The organism is Serratia sp. BW106 (genome assembly GCF_002607755.1).
GTDB classification, from domain to species: Bacteria; Pseudomonadota; Gammaproteobacteria; order Enterobacterales; family Enterobacteriaceae; genus Serratia; species Serratia proteamaculans.
This window is the reverse complement of record NZ_MCGS01000030.1, coordinates 71,506-93,408: the sequence shown is the minus strand read 5'-3', so window position 1 is coordinate 93,408 and position 21,903 is coordinate 71,506. Positions and strand designations below refer to the sequence as shown.

The window sequence follows — 21,903 nt, the reverse complement described above, 5'->3', positions numbered from 1 at the left end:
CTTAAAGTCCAAGTTCAAAAGGTTTTCCAATCGGTTCAAGTACAGTTTTATAATTCGAGAGAAAATATTGAGTTCCTCCCCCCTTACCGAATCTCGATTGATCCTGTGATAGCGCTTTACCTGTTCCAGCTACTGCTTCTCTTTTAACTCTATATGCTTGTATTTTTGATCTAAAGCCAAATTTTTCATGTGGAAGCACTTGCAAACTCTCCCAGAGTTTCTGTCGACTTCCACCTGCGGCATTTAATGTGGCCTTATCAAAGTAGAAACCTGACTGCCCAGGAGCGCCACCATAAACAATATCACCTTCTTTTAGCATTGTGTTTGACCATGAATCCCGTCCTTTATAGATACCACGCCCTTGCCACTGTCGACCAAAAGCAGCCTGATTATGATCGTTGTCTTTGGTTGGAGCACATCGCGGTTTCCATCCCCAAGGATCCACCCACCCCAAAGGATTCGGCGCATACTGATAAAGGTTTATCCCGCCCGCCAACCCAATCGGGTCGTGCTGGGTAAATCTGCCGATATCTGGGTCGTAATAACGGAACAGATTGTAGTGCAATCCGGTTTCGCGATCCAGGTATTGACCCTGCAGGCGCAGGTTTTGGGAGTAATCCAGATGCTGCTGATTTTCCTCATACTTTGTTTTGCCCCAGGCGCTGCTGTGACCTTGCCAGCATAGAGTGCCATCGCGGTCGGTCAGGCTTTCCGGCTCGCCGTTGGGCGCGGTGTGGAAGTAAAACACCTGCGCCTGCGGCCCGCCGTCGATACGTGCCAGCGGCTCGTAACTCCCCTGATCGGCATACACATAGGTGAGCGGCATACCGTCGCGCGTTTCCTGCAGCAATCGGAAGCCTTCCCACAGGAAGGTGGTGGTCTGGTGCTTGCCGGTCGTTTGGCGCAGATCCTGGCTTTGCAGCCACACCTGTTTCTGCGTGCGTCGCCCGAGCGGATCGTAACGGAACTGCACATGCTGCAAGGGTTCGCTACGGTGCAGGCTATAGCGTACCACTTCGCAAAGGCGGTGCTCGGCGTCGTAGCGGTACTGCCAGCGTGAGTTGCCCTTGCGCTTTTCCACCGTGCGGCCAAAGGTGTCGTAGCGGTAATCGATGCCTTGATAGTGCATCACACGGTTATGCTGTTGGCGGAACTGACCTTCATCCAACAGGTTGGAGGCCGGGTCGTAGCGGTAGCGCTCAGTGTCCGGTAAGGTGCCGTCCTGGCTTAGCAGGCGGCCTGCGGCATCGTAGTGATAGCGCTGATAGGCGAACGGGTTGGCGTTCTGTTCTTCGCGCGTCAGGTTGTTCTGATAGTCGTAGAACCACTGCCGCGAGCTGCTGGCCGGGGCAGGGCGTTGGCGGTTATCGTTAAAAATTTCCCGGCGATCTTTGCGTCCGAGCCGATCATAGTGCAGCCGGCTGGTCAGTCGGCCCTGAGTGCGGCTCAGTTCACGGTGCAGGTTGTCGCGTTCGAATTCGCTAATGGTGACGTCATCCAGCGCCACCTGCAGCAGGTGGCCGCTGCCGTAATACAGCGAGCGCAGGGTGCGGCCGTCGGGCAGGGCAATCTGCGTGCGGTTGCCCATCGGGTCGTAATCATAGTTCAGCGTGCCCTGGGTGCTTTGCTCACTGAGCACCTGACCCAGCAGGTCATAGCTGAAGCTGACTTCGCTTTCCGCTGTCGGCTGGTAATCCCGCCACACATCGCCGCGATAGAAGGCGGCGTGCAGTAACTGGCCGACCGGGTTGTAGCGATAGCGGGTTTCCCCGTCCGGTGTCTGTTTGTTCGACAGTTGTCCGGCGGCGTCATGGCTGAAGTAGTGTGAAAAAGCGGCCGGCGTATTGGCCGCAAAGGTGCGTTCAATAACCCGACGGCATTCGTCATAACGATAGCGGGTGCTGATACCGTCCAGCCCGGTTTCTTCCTGCAGCAAATTGGCTGCTGTCCACTGAAAGCCGTAGCTCTCGCCGTTCTCATTGCGCAGGGCGGTCAGCCGACCACGAGTATCGTAGCTGCGCAGCACTTCGCCATCGAGCGGGTTGCGGGTCGCCAGCAGGCGGCCGACGCTGTCGTAACGATAATGCGTCAGGCGGCCATCGGCACCCTGGTAATGAATCAACTGACCCTGCGCGTTCCAGCCCAGTTTCTCCTGCCAACCTTCGGCACGTTGCAACTGTGTCAGGCGGCCGGCTTTGTCGTAATGATAGTGGGTGCTCTCACCGGCGGCGTCGGTGACTTCGGTTAACCAGCCATGTGGCAGGTAGCGGTAGGTGGTCTGTTTGCCGGAGCAATCGCGGGCGCGGATCAACTGGCCGTGTTCATCATAGGCGAAATGGCTGATGCCGCCGTTGGCGTCGACCGACTGCACGACCTGGCCGTAGTCATCGCGCAAATAGCGCTGGGTGTGACCGAGTGCGTCGACGTCGGCTACCAGCGCGTGGCGTTGATCGTAATAAAAATACTGTGCGGCACCGTTTGGCGCTTTGATACTGACCGGCAGCGCACGCTGTGGCAGCCATTGAGTCAGGCGGATGTGGCCGAGCGGGTCTTCTTCTTCGACCAGATTACCGGCCTCGTCATAGCGAAATTGCCAGCCATGACCCAGCGGATCCTGGGTGGCGACCAGCATATCTTCGTCGTTCCACTGGTAACGCCAGATTTCGCCGCGCTCATCGATGTATTCGGTAATTAATTGCTGGGCGTTCCAGCGGTGGCTGTGTTGCAGACCATCGTATTCGGTGACGGTGGTCAGGCCTGCAGCCAGGTCGTAATCAATGGTGCAGCCGCTACCGGCTTCATCGCGGTGTTCCACCACTCGCCAGTCGTCAAACATCGCCCAGCGATACTCGAAATAGGGGCCACCGGCCTGTTGATGACGGGTCAACAGAGACTGGTCGTTATAATGGAACTCACGAGTAATCAGGTCACCGGCGTCAACCACCTGGTGGAGATCGCCGGTGTCGTTATAGCAATAACGTACTCGCGTCTCATCGTTATGGCGCAGTGCCGTAACGCGGTCCGCAAAGCGTTCGTCAGCGTATTCCAGTTGCAGCGTCATGGCGTTGGCACTGTCGCTGATCTGGCTCAGGCGTTGCTGTTCGTCGTAGCTCAACAGCAGCGCATTATCATATTCGTCGCTGAGCGACATTAACCGCAGGCGAGAGGGATCCTGTGGTAGCGGGACAAACAGCCGCCACACGCTGCCGTCGGTATCGGCGATGACCAGTTGGCCTTCTTCACCGCTGCGGAACATCAGCCCTTCACCGGCGCTGAAGCTGGGTTTATTCACCTCGGGCAGAGGGAAGCGCAGTTCGCGGCCAGTTTCATCATGCAGACAACATTCGACGTTGCCTTTACCGTCGTCAGCCAGATCGACCCAGGTTTCAAACGGCGTGCGCCAGCCGTGACCGAACAGGCCCTGATAGCGGTTGCGACTGTTGTAGTTACGCTGCCAGACCAAAGGGAAGCGTGCCGACAGCAGCAGATCGATATCCTCTTCGCCGTTCAGTACCTTGGCACCGGTGGCAGCGTGCACTGGATTAAATGCGGCGTGGATCGCTTCTCCTAACGCATTGGCACCCGCTGCGGCCAGGCCGCCGCCAATCATGCAGGGCAGGTTTTTAACCAACTTGGCTGGGTTGCCTAGCAACAAGGGCAGCACGGTCAGCGCCAGGCCGATACCCGGCAGTTTGCCGCTCTTGATATCCCGTACCACAACCGCGTCACCGCCGATCAGCACGTTCTTTGAAACGTCGGTCGAGACCTTGGCTTCACAGGTTGAACGGTCGTTACTGCGCACGGCCGGTTGACCGTTAATGAATACCTTGCCGGAACCTTCCGCCAGGTATTGCGGGCTGGGGTGCTTGTCGCAGGCGATCTTGTCTTCTTCCAGCGCCTGGCTGGGCAGGCTGGGACCGGCGACGCTGGGCTGCCACAACTGCGAGATGATATTACCGCCAGCGGCCAGCAGCTCAGAACCGTAATCCCAAAAACTTTGTGGCGGTTGCGGCGCGGGCAGGGCCTTGATCTCATCAGCGGTGAGCAACCGACCGGCGGCACGTGCGGCCGGTTTGGCGTTGGTTAAAACGTTGGCAGATCCCGTGAGGATCACACCGGAGACCACGGGAGGAAACAGCCAGTTGGCCACGGTGTCGCAGCCGTTGCTGATATGCTCGCCGACGCCGGTCAGGCTGGCGGTGAAACCGACGATCAGACCGGCACCGACACAGCCGGAAGCCGCCGTCGCCGCAGCCCCCAGCACAGCCACACCCGCCAGTGCCGGGGCTGCCGCTGCCGCTGCGGCCGCAACGGCGGCTGTCGCCAGTGAGTAAACCGCGACCTCGGCAACGGCGCTGGCGATGTCCGCCAGCGGGCTGGTATGGATCAGTTCGTCATCCTTTCTTGCCGCCCAAATATCGCTCATGGTTATCGGTCATCCTGTCCGGTCAATGCCAGCGAGGCTTTCACCTGCTGCCATTCATGGTCATCCTCAGCGGTGAAAGATTTCATTGAGGAATAAGTCACGATCAGCAGCGTCTGGCTTCCCTCGGGTTGGGCCGCTAACTGATGCTGATGGTGGTGGTGTCCGGCGCGAATAAAATTGCTGGTGACCTCGATAGCCCGGATAAGGTGGTTGGGCCCGGCGCTGATGCGCTGGCGTGGCGACTGCTGCAAATCCGTGATCTGCGGCAGCAGCGCCTGCCACTGTTTGTCAAACTCGTCTTCCAGCGTGCTGTCCTGCGGGATCGCGCCACGGGTGATCACCAGCGAAGCGCCGGTCTGCGGGTTTTTGAGGATATTGACGGTGCAGTCCTGCCAAGGGCCGGCGGGCAGGGTGAAATGACCTTCCTGGAAAAGATAATTCATGGGTATTCTCTAAAGATATTGAGGACCGAAAAATTCAGCGGTCAGGATTTTGGGAACAACTGGTCGACGGCACCCTGGATTGCCGTTTTGTGATCCGGCCCTGGGGCGGCAGTGCGCGCGGCACCGCCCGGTTGATTGAGTTGCAGCTTGCCGCCGGTGTTGATCTCGCCGTCGTTTTTGACCGTGATGTTAAAGCTGGTGCCGGTGATGTTGATCTGGCCATTGGCCCGCAGCTCAATGACACTTTCCCCGCATTCCAGCCGCAGTGACTCCCCGGATCCGAGGGTGAAGGCGTCTACCACATTGTCGGCGCGCGTTTTGCCGGTCAGCGACGAAGCGTCGCCTTTAACCCCGGTCGCCTGGTTGAGCACCACCCGTTTCATCTGGTTACCGCCGACCAGGTGAGTATGGTTCTTGTCAATGCTATGGCTCTCGTCGTTCTTTACCTGGGTATCCATATTGCGTTCCGCCTGGATCCACACCTGTTCCGAACCGGCTTTATCTTCGAAGCGCAGGGCGTTGGCGTTGTCAGCGGTGCCGTCCTTGGTGCGGCTCATAAAGCCCATTTGGGTCGCGGCGGCGGGCAGTGCCCAGGGCGGCATGCTGGCGTCGTTATACACGCGACCGGTCACGATCGGGCGGTCCGGGTCACCGTTGATAAAGTCCACCACCACTTCGTCGTTGACGCGTGGGATCTGCACCCCGCCGTAACCCTGTCCGGCCCAGGCACTGGAAACGCGCACCCAGCAGGAGCTGCCATCGTCTTTGGGTCCGAAGCGATCCCAGTGGAATTTCACCTTGATGCGGCCGTATTTGTCGGTCCAGATTGACTCGCCTGCCGGGCCGACCACTTTTGCGGTCTGCGGGCCGTGGGTTTTCGGCCAACTGGCCTGCTGTGCCGGGTGCCAGGGAATATCGGCCGGTAACACGGTGAAATCGATGCGGTGCTCGCTGTGCTGATCGTCGCCGCTGGCGTAGCGGTTTTCCTTCAGGTGATATTTGGCTTGCAGCGTCAGGTATTCCCGGTTGTCGTCCGCATGCGGCGCGTTATACAGCGTGAAGGTGCTGCCGGGGGCGATACCCAGCGCGGTGGCGGTGCCTTCAATCTGCTGATGCTCGGCCTGCCAGGTTTCCTGACGGATACGGGCGTAGAACTCCCCCTGCTGATGCTCGGTGTAGCGGCCCGGCCAGTCGTAAACGTCAATCTGACCCGGCGTCGGTGAAGCGGGGTTCTGACGTGCCTGAAACAGCCAGGCGTTGGGTTTGCGGAAGTCGTAATCATCGAGACTGTAAATGCCCGGCGTCACGTGATCGGACAAGGTCCACTGGCTGATACCTTCTTCGCTGGTACTGCCACCGGAGGGTGTCAGATGGTAAGGGATCATCTCGTAGCCGGGATAGGGCTGATGATGGTGGGGCGCATCGCCCAGTACCAGGGTGTGCTTGCCCATCTCATGTTTGAAATAGTAATAGATGCCTTCCAGCTCCATCAGTCTGCTGATGAAGTTGAAGCTGCTCTCGTTGTACTGCACGCAGTAGCCCCACAGGCGGTAGTCGCCTGTGAGCTGGTCTTCCAGCTGAACATTATGTTCAGTCAGCAGGGTTTTGACGATCTGCGGTACCGTCTGTTCCTGGAAGATGCGGAAGTTGCGGTCCTTGGTCATCGGCCACAGGTCTGGCTGCACGTGCAGGTTATACACTGCATAACGGGTGCCGCCGATCTCCTCGCTGCCGACGGCGATCGAAGTGATCTTGCCGTTCAGGTAGCGGGGGGTACTGAGAAACCCCTGGGTGGGGATCTCCAGCGTCAGGGGTTGGCCGAGCAAGGCCTTGCGGTCGAGGCGGGCATTTTTGCTCAGCAGCTCGATGCTGAAATCAAAGGGGGTAGAAAGGGCTTCGGTCCCTTCCAGCGAACGGAACAGCAATGGCTCCGGGCCCAGTGGCGTATGCGCAATAATACGATCCAGCATGAGAACGTCCTCTGTGAATGACGCATGCGTCAATCTCATGAAAATGGTGTGGCCCGCCGTGGCGGGCTGGAGACGTCGGGGTTAACCAGCGACGGCCGGGTTGACCAGCCAGGTGCCGGCGTTATCGATGCTAAGCTGCTGGCGGCGCAACTGGTCGTTATGGCGGATTTCCAACTGATAGCTGCCCGGTGCCAGATTCAGGCTGGCGAAACCGTTATTGCCCGCGCTCACCTGCTGGGGTTTGCCGTCCAGGCTGACCTGTTCGCCGGGTTGCAGTTTGAAATACACCAGCGCCACCGGCTGAGGCACCGGGGCGGTTTGGGCCGCAGGCGGCTGCTCGGGCGACGGATTGGCCGCCGTCTGCGACGCGTTCTGTTGCGGCACCAAGGGCTGATCCGCCGGTGGATTGTCCGGGGTATTGGCGGCTATCGGCGTTGGGTTACTGTCGTCGCCGCTCAGCCAGGCGATGATGCCAACCACCAGCAGAGCCGCTACGCCAGCGCCTGCCATCATTGGGCGTGTGAGCTTCATGCTATGTGCGGTGACGGTGCCTGCCGCTGCGGCGCCGGCTGCCGGATTGGTGGCCACCAGCAGGTTTTCCGGGGCGGCGGCCGGGGTGCTGATGATTTCGTTTTCATCGGCAATCGGCAGGTGCAACAGTTCCGCCATCTCGTCGATGGTTTGCGGCCGATCTTCCGGTTTCAATGCCAGCGCATGATCGATAGTGCGCAGCAGCTCCAGTGAATAGCCCGTCGGGCGGCGCTCGGTCAGCGGTTGATAGCTGTCCTCGATGCTGCGCACCACGCTGACCGGCGGCGGTGAACCGACGATCAACGTATGCAGCACGGCACCCAGAGCGTAAATGTCGGTCCAGGGGCCCTGTTCACCGTCGCTGTTCTCGGTGTATTGCTCAATCGGCGCGTAGCCCGGCTTCAGCATGATTTCCGTTTCGTCTGACAGGTTGCCGATCTCTTTGCGCGCCGAACCAAAGTCCAGCAGCACCGGCAACTGGTTTTCCTGGATCTGAATGTTATCCAGTGAAATGTCACGGTGCAGATAACCTTCCTGATGGATGGTGTTGATGGCGCTGAACAGCGGCGGCAGCAGCCTGCGGATCCAGGGCTCGTCGATTTTCTCCGGCTGTTGGGCCTGCAGGTTCTTCAGGGTGGTGCCGCTGTAAAACTGGGTGCCCATGTAGGCGGTACCGTTCTCTTCCCAGAAGCGCAGCACGTGCAGCAGCCCTGGGTGTGAGAAACGGGCCAGCAGACGGGCTTCCTGAATAAAGCTGTTTAATCCGGCCTGGAAGGTTTTGCTGAAACGCTCACCGCGCAAGCCGATGCTCAGATCGTCATTACGCATGGCCAGCGAGGTCGGCATGTACTCTTTGATGGCGATGGTGCGTTCCAGTTGATGATCGTAGGCGCGATAGACGATGCCGAAACCGCCTTCGCCGATAGCTTCCTTGATCTCGAACTCATTAAACCGATAGCCGATCGGCAGGCTGTTTGAATTCGGTTTGATTACCCCGGTTCCCGACATAATGATGACTCTCTGTGAACAATGGCCGCCGTGCCGGCGGCCGCGGCGTTATGCCTGAAATTGACAAATAAATTCGTTTTGCTGTAGCGCGATATGCAGTTGGCGATAACGCTGATCGTTGGCGCTGCCGGTCAGTAAGGTGTGGCTGATCTGCGGCAGCAGATTGTTGGTCAGAATGGCGTCGACCATACGGCCGCCGGACTCCACTTCGGTACAGCGGCTGACGATTTGCTCGATCACCGCGTCGTCGAAGGTACAGACGATATCGTGGTTTTCCGCCAGCCGGCGTTGTACCCGTCCCAGTTGCAGCCGCACGATGTTGCCCAGCGTGGCATCGGTCAGCGGGTAGTAAGGCACCACCAGCAGGCGGCCAAGCAGCGCCGCCGGGAACACCGACAGCAGCGGTTCGCGCAGGGCACCGCTCAGCGCCTCCGGTTCCGGCATCAGATCCGCATCGCTGCACAGTCCGGCGATCAGATCGGTACCGACGTTAGAGGTCAGAATAATGATGGTGTTACGGAAATCGATATGGCGGCCTTCGCCGTCTTCCATCCAGCCTTTATCGAACACCTGGAAGAAGATCTCGTGTACATCCGGATGGGCTTTTTCTATTTCGTCCAGCAGCACCACGCTGTAAGGGCGACGGCGTACCGCTTCGGTCAGCACGCCCCCCTCGCCGTAGCCGACATAGCCTGGCGGGGCGCCTTTCAGCGTTGAAACGGTATGCGACTCCTGGAACTCGCTCATGTTGATGGTAATCACGTTCTGCTCGCCGCCGTACAGCGTTTCCGCCAGCGCCAGCGCGGTTTCGGTCTTCCCGACGCCGGAGGGACCTGCCAACAGGAAGACCCCGACCGGCTTGTTCGGATCGTCCAGCCGTGCCCGAGAGGTACGTACCCGGCGGGCGATCAGATCCAACGCATGTCGCTGGCCGATAACCCGTTGGTTGAGCGTATCCGCCAGTTGCAGTACCGCGTCAATCTCATTTTTGACCATGCGACCCAGTGGGATACCTGTCCAGTCGGATACCACTGCGGCTACCACGTTGGCATCGACAGCGGCGAAAATCAGCGGAGCCTCACCCTGCAACTCGCTCAGTTGTTGCTGCAATTGCGCCAACCGGGCGCGCAGTTCTTCGGCAGTTGGGACGGTTGGTGATTCATCTGTTGTGGCCTCGTCAGTTGGCTCAGCTACAGCGTCTTCCCCGTGCAGTTCGGCACGCAGATCGATGATCTGTTGGATCAGCGCCAGCTCATCCTGCCAGCGGGTAGTGAGCTGTTCCAGTTGCTGTTGCAACAGCGCCAACTGAGCTTCGATATCCTGCGGGCGCTGCGGATTGCCGATGCCGACCTTGGTTTCGCGCTGGGCGATCTCCAATTCAATCTGTAATGCTTCAATGCGGTGGCGGCAGTCTTCCACCTGTGCGGGTTCCGCATGTTGACTGACCGCGACGCGTGCACAAGCGGTGTCCAGCAGCGCTACGGCCTTGTCCGGTAACTGGCGGGCCGGAATGTAGCGATGCGACAGACGCACGGCGGCGTCGACCGCCTCATCCAGCAGCAGCACGCGGTGGTGTTGCTCCAGCGGGCTGACGGTGCTGCGCAGCATCAACAACGCCTTGTCTTCGCTCGGCTCATGCACCTGCACTACCTGGAAACGGCGGGTCAGCGCCGGGTCTTTCTCAATGTATTTTTTGTATTCCGACCAGGTGGTGGCACCAACGGTGCGCAACTGGCCGCGTGCCAGCGCCGGTTTCAACAGGTTGGCGGCATCACCGGTGCCCTGTGCGCCACCGGCACCGATCAGCGTATGGATTTCGTCGATAAACAAAATGATGGGAGTCGAACTGGATTGAACTTCATCAATCACCGTCTGCAGACGTTTTTCGAACTCGCCCTTAACCCCGGCTCCGGCCTGCAACATGCCGATATCCAGTAGATAAAGCTGAACATCGCGCAACTGCGGCGGGACGTCACCGGCCACAATACGCAGCGCCAGCCCTTCGACCACGGCGGTTTTGCCGACTCCGGCCTCACCGGTCAGCAGCGGGTTGTTCTGGCGGCGACGCATCAGAATATCGACAATCTGGCGGATTTCTTCGTCACGCCCGGTCACCGGGTCAATCTCGCCGTTGCGCGCCCTGGCGGTCAAATCCTGAGCATATTGCGCCAGCACGCTGCCGCCGCTTTGCGCCGCCGTCGGGGTAGTCTCGGCCTGGGCGCTCGGCGTCAGGTTGTTTTCTGCCGAGTGGGCGGTGATGGTGGCAAATTGCTCCATCAGCAAATCGGCGTTGATGTGTTCAAACTGTGCGGAGATGGCCTTCAGCAGGTGGCGCAGGCTGTAGGTTTTCAGGATGCCAAGCAGCAGATGGCCGCCGCGGATCTGTGTGGCACCGAACTTCAGCGAACCATAAACCCAGGCACGCTCTACGGCGCTGTCGATATGCTCGGACAGATCGGAAATCGCGCTGGCACCCCGCGGCAGACGGTCCAGCGCCTCGACGATATCGCGCGCCAGTTGCGCCTCATCCAGTGCAAAGTGGCGGATCACCTGTTGCAGGTCCGCATCCGGTGCCTGCATCAGTTGATGCAGCCAGTGCACCAGCTCAACGTAAGGGTTACCGCGCAGCTTGCAAAACGCCGTCGCACTTTCCAGAGAGGTGAATAACAGGCTATCCAGTTTGCCAAATAATACCGAGCGGCTGATTTCAGACATGGTTTTCCTCAGGTCTCAGAGTGGCGGAGCGCTGTATGGCTCCGGCCAGAATAAAGTCAGAACGGGTTTTCCAGCGGTTCGGGGCTGAAGATCAGATCGTCAAGGTCGCGTTGGTGGCGGGCGTCTTCCAACCAACTGCTTAATCCCAGGCGCTGAGTACCGCCGAGTTGGGTGCCGCTGAGCTGATCTTTCGCCAGAATCAGCCGCAGTTCCCAAACAAACTCGATGCCCAGATATTGGCGCACCCAATCACGCAACTGACGGCACAGTTCGGCACCGGGCAGAAAACGCTCATAGTTTTGTTGTGACATTGGCCCCAGTTCGATGCGGAACTTGTGTTGAATATCGCGCACTGCAATGCCAAGGAACGAGGATTCTCCCAGCCGGGGGGCACCGCGACCCGCCTTGAGGCGAGCCTGTTCGCGTGGTTCTACCCGCAGCCAGTGCGGTACGTTTTCCACGATGCGCACCGGTACCTTGAAGTACTGCTGCAAGATTTTGCTTAACCCTTCCGGATCGCGGCTGTGGCGAATCAGATGACCGGCCATAAAATGCTTGGCGTGGGCATTGATACTGTCGCGTTGTTGTTGCGCCGGTTGGCCGATGCCAATCAGGCTGGAAAGGTATTGGTCGAAACGCCGGTCATCCTGACGATCCAGCGATACCGTGGGTTGTGCATCGGCCCAGGCGCGGTAAAACAATAGCGTTAGCCGGTGGTGAAACAGGTTGGCAAAGGCCAGCAGGGTGGTGTCCTGATGGTGATGGACCCGTTCACGCACGTATTCGGTCAGGTGCAGCGGCAGCGGCCCATTGGGACCAAACAGGCCAAAGCTGAAAATCGAAACGTCGTGTAACGGACTTTGCGGCCGTGGGCTGACCTGTGCCAGCGTCGACGGGGCGAACGACAGAGAAGGTTCTTGCCCCAACCGCAGCATTTCATGGCGTGGCAATGGGGCACGGCCCAGCAGGTAAGCTTGCCCGCCCTGAGCATCGAGGCGGCGCAGCAGCTGAAATAAATCGTGTTTATAAGGCGCATTGCTCAGCCGCAGCCAGAAATCCTCCGGCAGGCGGTGCAAGGCATTAATCTGTGGCGGTGCCGTCAGTTCCGCCCCGGCGAGATGCGGGCTCAAATCAGCGTCCTTTTGCCCATGCGCGCCTGCCAGTGGGCGATCTCGCCGCGTTGTTGGCTGGAAAGCGTCATTTCGGTAAAGGTGTTCATCGCCACCAGTCGGGAGAACAACCGCTCCAGCACGCTGCCCAACAGGTAGGGGCTGCTGCCGGAGAACGACTGCTCGTCAACGGTCAGATCGATGGCGATGCCGCGTGCGAATACGATCGGGCCTGGCTCGGGTACGCGGCGGTAAACCGGGCGCAGGTTACAGTGGCGCACGCCCTGGATCTGCTTGGTGATTGCCGGTTCGCTCAGGTTACCGTACAGCCCGAGCAACTGGCGCAGGCTGGCAGCACCTTGTTCCGGGTCACCGTCCATCATGCTGAGGTAGTTCAGTTGCAGCTGGCTGATCAGCCGCCAGGTGATCATGCCTTCGGCCAGAGCCGGGCGCGGCGGTGTCGGGCCTTTTTTCAGCGACACCTGTTTAATCGGGATCGAGTCCGGCATCACGAAATTGCCCTGATCCTGTTGCAACAGCATTAGCGGCAAATCGCGGCTGGTGCACAGCACGTCGGCGGTGAGGTATTTCAGGTCGCTATGCCAGGGTGACTGCCGTTCATCCACCAGCGAGACGAACACTTCCGAACCGACATAGCCGGTGCGGGTGCCGTAGCGGCGGGCGTGTTCGGACAGCGTGCGCTGTTCGCGGCGCAGTGAAAAGTAAGCGCCATAGTTGCCGTCATCCGCGCTCAGGGTGCTGTAAAACGGTCGAAACTCCTGCTCATAGCGTTTTTCGCTGGCGCTGCCGCCGAGCCGTTGAACAGAGAACACCTCATAATCAAGTGGGCGAATATTATCGACCACCAGATGATATTCATGGCTTTTTTCGCTGACAGTGATGCGTTCGGCGACTTTGGGGAACAGATTAATCACCGGCGTGCAGTGCAGCGCCAAATGACTGACGTCGATCACCCGTTCCAGCGCCGCATCCTGGCGGTCAAGCAACACCAGGATCTCAAACTGCCGCAGCGTTTTTTTGCCTTCACGTACGCTTTGCAACAGCGGGCGTATACCGTTGACGCTGAAGAACTGGAAGCGCGCCGGGAAGGCAAAATATTCCTGTAGCAGGCGATAGCCTTCAAAGTTGCGCAGATCGTTCGGCAGCAGTGCCTGATCGGCGGCAAAGCCTTCCTGGCGTAACCCATCCAGCGCCAGCACTCTCCGCTGCGGTTGTGCTTCCACCGTCTGGCAAATCAGCCCGACGCTGTGCTGCATCAGCAGTTCCAGCAGTTGCTGCGCCTGCAAATCCGGGCCAGCGAGGTAGAACATCAACTGGTCTAACTGCAGGTTGTTCAGCGTGACGCTGTCATAACATTCCAGCCGGATACGCAACGCGCTGACACAGCCGTTGTGCTGCAACCCCAGGCTGGCCAACGGGATATCAGCCGGAATGCCGCCCAGCTCGACGCTTTTCAGCCGCACAGGCTGCAGCGTGACGTCGTGCGCGGTGGTATAGCTGCAGGTGATGCCGCTCTTTTTCAGCGACTGGCTGTCCATCATGGTGCCGCGCGGCACCACAAAGCCGTTGCTGATGTCGCCTTTGTTGCTGTCCGGTTGCAGTTCGGCAATCGCCATCGACGGCGTCGGCGACAGGTAATTGGGGTAGATAATCTCCAGCAGGCGTTGGGAGAAACGTGGAAACTCCGCGTCCATCTTCAGTTGCACGCGCGAAGTGAGAAAGGCGAAGCCCTCCATCAGACGCTCGATATAAGGATCCGCCACGTCGATGCCACGCATGCCGAGGCGGCCCGCCACTTTCGGATACTGCTCGGCGAATTCCGCGCCCATCTCGCGCAGATAGGCCAGCTCGCGGTTGTAATAATCTAAAAGTTTACTGTCCATCGCCTTACCCTATGTCTTTCAGATCGAAGTGGCCGTTTTCCAGGTCCACGTCGGTACGGAACAGAAACTCAAGCGGATAGGGCACGCACCACAGGCGGCCCTTGATTTCAATCGATAACACGTTGTGCAGCTCCAGCGAGCCGGTGTCCGAAATGCAGCGCACCTGCAAGCCATCGGGCAGGATGCGTGGTTCGAAATTGAGGATGGACTCGGTCAGCGCCTGCTGAATATCCTGCCATTCGATATCCGACATGCGCTTGCCGGCCAGCGAGGCGATGCCATAGTTCAGGGTGGATCGCCGCACCTGCGGGAAGTCGCCCAAATCGAGACTGGATTCGCTGTTCACGCAGTTAAACAGCCACTGCAGGTCACGCAGCACCCGGCGACGCAGTTCGCTGTGCGAGACCAGATTGCGCACCTGCGCTTCCTGTTTTTTCAGCGGTTGGTCGTCGGTCAGCATGTCGAGCAGCACCGGCTGCATTTTGTCGCGTGACGTCAGGCGCTCGCTGTCCTGACGGGCGCGATAGCCCTGACGGCGCAGATCGCCATCATCATGTTGGGTTGGCCGCTTGCTGTTCATGATTAGGCGCTCGCGTTAAAACTCAGGTGGCGCAGGCTGTGCAGCGGGAACTCATCGTTCTCGCTCAGCCAGGTTTTCAGGCCCAGTCCGGCGTAGTGCGGACCCTCGCCCAGCGCGAGCCACTCGGTGCGTTTGCCGAGCAACAGGGCATCGTCGCTGTCTGCGGCCAGCGGATAGCGAGCAGGCAGTTGGCAAACCTGTTCACGACCGTCGTTCAGCCGCACCAGTGCATGGCTCCAGACCAGGTCAATGGCGCTTTGCGGTGCCTGGAACTGAATTTCTGCGATATCGGCAAAGGGCAGCCAGTAATAGGTGCCGTTCAATGCCAGTTCGCACAGCGGGCCGAGGCGGCCGTCACCGTCGGTCAGCCAGTCAAACGCCACCGGCTGTTGCTGTTCATCCAGGGTCAGTTGTCCGGCACTGGCCGGTGCCGCTTCCAGCGCGCTATCGCGCAATGCCTGCGCCTGTTCAGTTTCACCCAAGACATCGTGACGTAACGCCTGGATCATCTGTTGCAGCCAGGGCTGATTTTTTTGCAGCAGCGCGGGGGCTGCCTCGCCGGCGAACACCACCTGGCGCTGCTGTTCCGCATTGACCGATTGCATTAACAGCAAAGTGGTCGGCTGGGCGATCGGCTTCAGAGCCTGCCAGGATTTCAGTTGCGCGTTGGCGCGCTGCCAGTTACCGCTGATGCACAGCAGTTGCACCAGCGCCGCACGTAGATCGGCATCCGCCGGTCGCGCTTTAATTTCACTTTCCACTGCGCCGATAGCCGCGCTGACCGAGCCGCCTTGCAACATGTTTGCTAATGATTTCACGGGGCTTTCCTTAATAATCAGTGAGTGGCGTCGTTAACCGACAGGTAGCTGCCACTGGCAGGATCGACCCGATCGCCGGCCAGCTTTTCCACCAGTTTGAAACTCAGCGGCGTGGCCGGGTGGGTCAGCAGCGGCTGCCAGGCACGTTGTACCTGTTCAATGCGCTGTTTGATTTTGTTGGTGTCTGCGGCTTGTTCACGGGGCATTTCGACGATCACTTCGCCATTAAACGACCAGGCGTGCAGCTGCGGTGCGAAAGGTAGCAGCAGGAAACTGCCCGGAGCCTGCGGGTTGGCGCCGAGCACCAGCCGCTGCACGTTGGCACTGATCACGCTCAAGGGGTGATCGCCGACGTTGATCTTCACCAGCGGGTAGCCCTGGTAGAACGACAGCGCCGGCGAAGCGGTTTTGCCATTTTGCTGCAGTGTCACGCTGCTATTGCCGTTTAACCCGCCGTCCTCACCACAGCGCAGTGCGTCGCCGCTCGGGATGAACAGCGCGCTGCCGTTGGTTTCTTCGTTCCAGTAGGTGCGGAAATGACAGCCTTGCGGCAGGTCAAATTGGGGTACCGGTGCGCTGTCTGCCTGCGGCGAGGTGATTGCCACGGCAGCCGGGATCACCGGCGCTGGGGGAGTCATCGGCTCGACGGCCTGCTGTTTTTGCACCGGCTTCCAGCCCCGTACCTTGCTGGCTTCGCCAGACGCCAGTTTTTCACCGCGCTTGTCGGTCAGCGTCCAGGGCAGTTGGCTGGCCCTGGCGCATTGCTTGGCCAGCAGATTGCCGACGCGGGGCAGGAAGTCATCCAGCACGGCGGGATCTTTGCTCTGCGCCGAAACGATGCGCAGCGGGATGGTTTTGCTGCACCAACTGGCTGGTTGGCTATTTTTGACGTCGTCGATAAACACCTCCAGCTTCTGGCTGGGGGAGTAGACCAAGCGATAATTCGCCGCCTGCGCGGCCGGTATCGCCATCAGGGCGATAAATCCGGGCATCCAGTATTTCATAGGGAACCTTGCTGTAAATGTGTACCTGACTCAGTCGCGGGACAAAAACCGCTCTGCATCCGCCAGCGAATGCAGCAGGGTGGTTTCCTGCGGTGAGCCAATCCAGACGGCGATAGCGCTGTAGTTATCGCTGTTATTATTTTTCTTCCATGCTTGCTCCATCAGGGCAATCCACTCGCTGGGGGAGTTGACCATATGCAGCGATTGCTCCAGTTCCGACTGGGTAAAACTGTGCCAAAAGCCGTCGGTGCACAGCAGAAAGACGTCGCCATCTTCCAGTTGCAACACGTCGCTGTAGGTGGCGTCGCGCTCTTCATTCAGGCCCAGAGCGAAATACAGCAAATTGCTGTTGATGCCGCTGGTCTGGTAGCCGGCGTCCTGCATTTGCTGGATCAGGCTGTGGTCGGTGGTGACCGAATACAAATAGCCGCGGCGGAACAGGTACAGACGACTGTCACCGGCGTGCGCCCAATAGGCCAGTTGGTAATCACGATCGATAAACAGGCTGACCAGCGTGGTGCCCATCTTGCTGTACTCATGCGCCTGTCGCTGCTGCTGGTGGATGGCGGCATTGGCACTGGAAATGTGTTGGCGAATGCTCTGGGCGTTCAGGTGCTTTTCACCGTCGAAGTTTTGCAGGATGGTGTCGTGTGCCAGCTTGGCGGCGATGTCCCCGCCGGGAAAACCGGCGATGCCGTCACAAACCACGAAACAGGCTGCGCGGTTGCCGACCACTTCGCCGGTCTGATCCTGATTAGAGGCGCGGCCGCCCTGATTGGAGGTAGAGGCTATAGTGATATTCATTACGCATCCGGTTGGGTCTGTGAGTCTTTATATTGATTCACTTCAACGTCATAGGCGTGCAGGAAGGCTTCGCCGAACAGGGTGTGGAAGTCGTCCTCGATTTCGCCAGAGGTCTGCTGATAGCTTTTTACGAAGTAATCCCACAGGGCCGCCTTGCGGCTGGCGGGCAGCGACAGGCGAGGGGCCGCACCTTCCTTACGCGCTTCTTCTTCGAGACGATCCGGGTTGAACGACTGCAACATGGCGGCGATGATGGCGCGAATACCGGCGATCATGCCTAGCTGGTGTGCCTGCAGGTCGATCAGCGCGTCACGTACCGCCTGTTCTGGCGGCATAAACCCCGGCATTTTGCTGCCGAACATCTGCATCAACACCGTCTTGCCCGAAGGCAGCAGTTTGAATGGGTTATTGGCCTCATCGAGGATCATGGTCATCTCGGCCTTCACGCCACGCTTAAGGATCGAGCGTGAAGACAGCAGAGCGACGGTGCCCTGAGAAAACAGGCTCAGCAACCGACCGGCCTGACGGAGCTGTTGCTCATCAAAGTGCGGCTGTGGCTGTAGATCATCCAGACCGACCCCTTGCAGGAGTGCCGCCAACAGGGGGCCTTCCAACCGTTCGCCGCTAGTTACTGAACCATGTTGAGTGCGTGCGGACTGATAGGCGATCGGATCGATACCCAGGCGGTTGGCCGGACGCGGACGCGGCTGAGCGGTGGTTGGCTGAACCGGGGGGGAATATTGTGGCTCTGGTTGCGGTAGCGGCGTTGGCTGTGCGACCGGCTGCGGCGTGGCTTTGGGTTGAGGTGTTTCCTCGCGAGCTACCATTGCCGGCTGTTGCAACGGTGGCTGGGGTACCTCCGGCTGTGTCAGAGGGACGGCACTGCCCATCAGCAGACCGAGGGGATCGTTGCTGTTTAATGCCTCCGGCGATGCGGGAGTGGAAGAACCGCCAAACAACGCCAACGGATCGAGCTCCTGCTCATTTTTTTTCAGCTCAGCGGGTTTGATCGGCGCAGCTTGGCTGGTGGTCGGACGCTGTTCGGCCAATAGCGCACTCGGGGTGGTATCGGCCAAAATTGGATCGCGTTCGAAGGTGGTGTCGGTGTTGAACAACATAGCCGGATCGGTTTGCTGCGACTGCAGTTGACGTAGTTCGACACCGCCTGCCAATTGCGCCAGCGGATCGGCCGGGTTCATCTCAGGTTCCGGGGTTTCCAGCAGCGGATGGCTGTCCTGATTAATGACGGGAGCCGGGCGCGGATTTACCGCTGCGGCTGGCGTGAACTCTTCTACCAGGCTGTCCCAGATCTCATTCGGGATGGGGGCAGCCGATTTTTCTTTGGCGACCGGCGTAGTCACTGGCGCGGTGTCGGCGGTTTTCACTGCCGGTTGAGCCTGCGGTGCAGCCGCTTGCTGTAAGGAGGTGACCTGGATCTGGTAATCGTCGATGCCGAGAATGTCCCCATCCTGCAGTTCGACCTGACGGCCACGCTCCAGCGGGATATCGTTCAGCAGCACACGGGTGACGTTACCGCGGTTGGTCACGCGGCATTCGCCGTCAGCAGAAATATGTACGATCGCCTGCAGCCGGGAGATGGCGCGCTCTTCGTCCGGCAGCACCAGGTTGTTGTCCACGCTACGGCCAATGGTGCCGCCGGGCGGCAAAAAGTCGCAGCTACTCTGTGGCGCAACCTGGCCACTTTTATTTTTCACAATAGAAAATCGCATAAGGCATTCCTGCTGATTAGGAGATATTGCAGTTAATTATTATTTCGGTGTCTGGCTTACCAAAATCGGCGGTTATTTTGGTAAGCCAGTTTATGCTGTGGTTTTTTTCAAATATTTAAAGGCCAATTGGGATTTGAGGTCAGTTATAAAACCTAGTTGTCATCTTTATCTTTGTACTTGCTGATTATTTGTTTTAGTTCCTGGCTATGGTAAAGGTCGATACATTTTGCCATCGTCATCGGTTCGCCCGACATGCTGTCGTATTGACGTGCTAAAAACTGTTTAGCGAGATTACGAACTGCGGTATGCGCTTCAAGGGAGTAATTACCAAACTCGGTATAACCTCGAGCGGCGGCCGCGGCGTCATTTTTCACCTCTGCTGCTGAATAGCCTTCGGCAATACAGACGCTGAGTGCGTAGTTTTCAAGCTGTGACTCTGGGCTATACATTTGCTTAAACTGAGCAAGCCCTGAAGGGGATGCTATTAAGCTTGTAATTATGAGCAACAATCTCAGCCTTGCCTGCCTATTCATTTTTTTCATATTTTTTGAAAATAATTTTGGCTTCTGCGGATTGAGGAAGTGAGAGGCATTCCATTGTATGGTAGCTCCCCTTAACCGAACCCTGCGAGTGTTTCTGCAAAGTTTGACTAACCAATTCCTCCCCCTTGTCGAAAGCATCAATAGGTAACTTGCTGAACTCCAAATAGGCGCTGGCTGAGCGGAATGCATCTTCACGGGTCTTTTCGGAGTCGGTGGATTTTCCAATGCATCGGCTAACCAACCAGTTATTATATATTGTCTCTTGTGGAAGATTTTCTATTTTAATATTCCCTGCAAGTAAAGATGTTGGTAAAAATAAAAGAATGAAGGCAGCGTGTGAATTTTTCATTTTAATATCCATAGTGAGACAACTTCAGGTACGAATGATCCATTCTCCTTATCAGTATGTTTGAAGACCCCCGGCCGGAACCGGGGGAAACAGATTAAGCTTCGCGGTTTTCCTTGATATTCCAACCTGCGCTGCTTTCTGCGCCTTTGCCGCCTTTATCGCTCTGCTCCCAGTACTGCTGTTTCACTTTCGATGCCTGGAACGAGTAAGTCACGCCCACGGTGTCTTCACCGCCGGCACCGGTGTATTGCACGGCAGTGACCAGTACGTCGTCCAGGGTGATTTTGACGTATTCAACCTGGCTGCCACCGGCTTTACAGACTGACAGTTCAATCTTGGTCAGGTGTTTACCGCTGGAGCAGTGTTTCAGCAGCGCCGGGGTTGATTTGTCGACCAGCGCATTGACATGCAGATCGTTAAAGCAAACCTTACCGGCACCGCCGCCACCACCCACGCTCATGTTGCCTGGTTGAGAAGCGCCCCAGGAGAAAGAAGTAATGTCGGTCCAGCCTTTGTGATTTGAATCTTTAGATTCACCGCTGGCACCTTCAACTTTCAGGAACATATCAATAGCCATAGTATCTACTCTTTTTTAGGGATAAATAACATTGCTGCTTTCGAAAAAGCACTTATATGGCAAACAGGAAAGCATGGGGCCGAATAAAATCGTCCATATTTTACCTCTGCCTCGGCGTGAACTACTTCCATAGTTCAGTGAAACTCGAAACGATGATATAAGATTCCCGTTTCGAATAGGTTAACCACAAAGCACGGATGAAATGCTAGACATTAATCTACCCGTTACACTAGAATCACTTCCCATGATTGGCTTTGTGATTTTAAAAAGGTTGAAAATGAAAAAAATTATCGCTGTAGTACTTTTAACCGCCTCGTTCATCATTGGTGTTTATGCACTTATTGATGTCATTCGTTCTGCTTACTATGTTCTGGTATATGAGTCTTTGACCGGAAGTTCTATTGGGGTTATTTTTGGTAAAACACTCTTCTTTATAGTTATGGTTGCTATTTTTTTATTTGCTTGTAAGTTTTACAAAAAAAATTAAATTTTTGATTTTATTTTTTCCGCAATGTAATAAATGGCGATAGATGTGAGGACTAATAGCAGTAACATTCCAGTGTTTATCGCCAAGCTGGAATTTTCACTCTTCCAGTCAAAGACAAGGATGTAGTAGCCTAAGGTTGAAAAAAAAGTCACTGAGGAGATGAAAATTAATATGTATACCAGTGAGTATTTGATGGTTTTTTCAATCACGTGGCACTCCCGCTAAAAAGCGATCAAATATTTGTTTGTCGTAAGCACCGTGCGAGCCTTGATAGTTTATTGCATCAATGAATGGTTTTATATTATCGTCAACCAGAAAGTAAAGTAGATCTAAATCCCCGGCAGCTCTTAGCTCGTTATAGATATTTTGATTTAATTTTCTAAGTTCGTACGATGAATAAATAGAACGTGAAACTGATGCGCCAATACTTAAAACCCCTGTCATGCCAGCGGAAACCAAAAAACGAGGGATGATTTTCGATACAAACAAAGAAATTAATTCATTAACGAAGACCATTTTAAATGCCATATTACCTGATGTACGACCTGCCTTTTTCAACAACAAATCTTTAGATTGTTCTTCTGTTAACCCTGTGAGGTATTTTCTGATCACAATGTTAAGTAAGCGTCGAACATCTTCTGAAGTTAAACCCTTTTTTATCAGTGTGATTAATCGAATTCGGTCCGTTTGATTGCGCCAACGATTGTCTGAGTCAAAAAAATCTCTGGTAAGCATCCATAAATCTTCTGGGATCTCTATAAATCCACTGACGGCACTCTTGGCAAAGATTTCAGCGTTACTTTTCTTCCGTGTATCGAAAATTTTCAGCATGCCATCGGCAATTTCTCTTGGTGAGCTGGTTGCCATCATTGGTCCCTACTATTAACGTTATTAGATTATTGTTAT

The 21,903-nt window shown here is 56.9% G+C and carries 17 protein-coding genes; 1 reads left to right on the top strand and 16 read right to left on the bottom strand.

Features of this window, described 5'->3' with window-relative positions:
* Position 1 precedes the first annotated feature (1 nt).
* The 15 genes from BEI65_RS19315 to BEI65_RS19245 form a co-directional block, all read right to left on the bottom strand.
* Positions 2 to 4,426 (bottom strand): RHS repeat-associated core domain-containing protein, encoded by a 4,425-nt coding sequence (locus BEI65_RS19315; protein WP_099064687.1) that lies wholly within the window; start codon positions 4,424 to 4,426, stop codon positions 2 to 4.
* A gap of 2 nt (positions 4,427 to 4,428) precedes the next feature.
* Positions 4,429 to 4,869, bottom strand: coding sequence for a DcrB-related protein (locus BEI65_RS19310; RefSeq protein ID WP_099064686.1), 441 nt, complete (start codon positions 4,867 to 4,869; stop codon positions 4,429 to 4,431).
* Positions 4,870 to 4,910: 41 nt separating this feature from the next.
* Positions 4,911 to 6,839, bottom strand: a complete 1,929-nt coding sequence (locus BEI65_RS19305) for a type VI secretion system Vgr family protein (RefSeq protein ID WP_099064685.1) — start codon at positions 6,837 to 6,839, stop codon at positions 4,911 to 4,913.
* Between the two features lie 81 nt (positions 6,840 to 6,920).
* Entirely contained in the window at positions 6,921 to 8,378 is a 1,458-nt protein-coding gene (locus BEI65_RS19300; protein WP_099064684.1) for a serine/threonine-protein kinase, read from the bottom strand.
* 48 nt (positions 8,379 to 8,426) lie between these two features.
* Positions 8,427 to 11,093 (bottom strand): type VI secretion system ATPase TssH, encoded by a 2,667-nt coding sequence (tssH, locus tag BEI65_RS19295; RefSeq protein WP_099064683.1) that lies wholly within the window; start codon positions 11,091 to 11,093, stop codon positions 8,427 to 8,429.
* A gap of 56 nt (positions 11,094 to 11,149) precedes the next feature.
* Positions 11,150 to 12,223, bottom strand: coding sequence for a type VI secretion system baseplate subunit TssG (gene tssG / locus BEI65_RS19290; RefSeq protein WP_099064682.1), 1,074 nt, complete (start codon positions 12,221 to 12,223; stop codon positions 11,150 to 11,152).
* Positions 12,220 to 14,106 carry a type VI secretion system baseplate subunit TssF gene (tssF, locus tag BEI65_RS19285; protein ID WP_099064681.1) on the bottom strand — a complete coding sequence of 629 codons (1,887 nt, stop codon included), beginning with the start codon at positions 14,104 to 14,106 and terminating at the stop codon, positions 12,220 to 12,222. The genes tssG and tssF overlap by 4 nt, the downstream gene beginning before the upstream one ends.
* A 4-nt stretch (positions 14,107 to 14,110) precedes the next feature.
* Complete coding sequence (locus BEI65_RS19280) at positions 14,111 to 14,686, bottom strand: type VI secretion system baseplate subunit TssE (RefSeq protein ID WP_099064680.1); 576 nt, start codon at positions 14,684 to 14,686, stop codon at positions 14,111 to 14,113.
* 2 nt (positions 14,687 to 14,688) lie between these two features.
* Positions 14,689 to 15,504 carry a type VI secretion system accessory protein TagJ gene (locus tag BEI65_RS19275; RefSeq protein ID WP_304528421.1) on the bottom strand — a complete coding sequence of 272 codons (816 nt, stop codon included), beginning with the start codon at positions 15,502 to 15,504 and terminating at the stop codon, positions 14,689 to 14,691.
* A gap of 17 nt (positions 15,505 to 15,521) precedes the next feature.
* Complete coding sequence (locus BEI65_RS19270; protein WP_099064678.1) at positions 15,522 to 16,508, bottom strand: type VI secretion system-associated protein; 987 nt, start codon at positions 16,506 to 16,508, stop codon at positions 15,522 to 15,524.
* Between the two features lie 30 nt (positions 16,509 to 16,538).
* Positions 16,539 to 17,312 (bottom strand): PP2C family serine/threonine-protein phosphatase, encoded by a 774-nt coding sequence (locus BEI65_RS19265; RefSeq protein WP_099064677.1) that lies wholly within the window; start codon positions 17,310 to 17,312, stop codon positions 16,539 to 16,541.
* Positions 17,312 to 19,042, bottom strand: coding sequence for a type VI secretion system-associated FHA domain protein TagH (gene tagH, locus BEI65_RS19260; RefSeq protein ID WP_099064676.1), 1,731 nt, complete (start codon positions 19,040 to 19,042; stop codon positions 17,312 to 17,314). Before tagH ends, BEI65_RS19265 begins: the two co-directional genes overlap by 1 nt.
* Positions 19,043 to 19,194: 152 nt before the next feature.
* On the bottom strand, positions 19,195 to 19,584 hold the full coding sequence (locus tag BEI65_RS19255; RefSeq protein ID WP_369804771.1) for a T6SS amidase immunity protein Tai4 family protein: 390 nt from the start codon (positions 19,582 to 19,584) through the stop codon (positions 19,195 to 19,197).
* A complete protein-coding gene (locus tag BEI65_RS19250) occupies positions 19,568 to 19,933 on the bottom strand; it encodes a T6SS amidase immunity protein Tai4 family protein (RefSeq protein WP_099064812.1) in 366 nt (121 codons plus the stop codon). The genes BEI65_RS19255 and BEI65_RS19250 overlap by 17 nt, the downstream gene beginning before the upstream one ends.
* 94 nt (positions 19,934 to 20,027) lie before the next feature.
* Complete coding sequence (locus tag BEI65_RS19245; RefSeq protein ID WP_012145727.1) at positions 20,028 to 20,510, bottom strand: type VI secretion system tube protein Hcp; 483 nt, start codon at positions 20,508 to 20,510, stop codon at positions 20,028 to 20,030.
* Between the two features lie 202 nt (positions 20,511 to 20,712).
* Between BEI65_RS19245 and BEI65_RS19240 the strand changes: the two genes are divergently transcribed.
* Entirely contained in the window at positions 20,713 to 20,997 is a 285-nt protein-coding gene (locus tag BEI65_RS19240) for a hypothetical protein (RefSeq protein ID WP_099064674.1), read from the top strand.
* A 201-nt stretch (positions 20,998 to 21,198) separates the two neighbouring features.
* On the opposite strand, the gene BEI65_RS19230 is transcribed toward BEI65_RS19240, so the two are convergent.
* Entirely contained in the window at positions 21,199 to 21,867 is a 669-nt protein-coding gene (locus BEI65_RS19230; RefSeq protein ID WP_232519122.1) for a hypothetical protein, read from the bottom strand.
* Between the last annotated feature and the right edge of the window lie 36 nt (positions 21,868 to 21,903).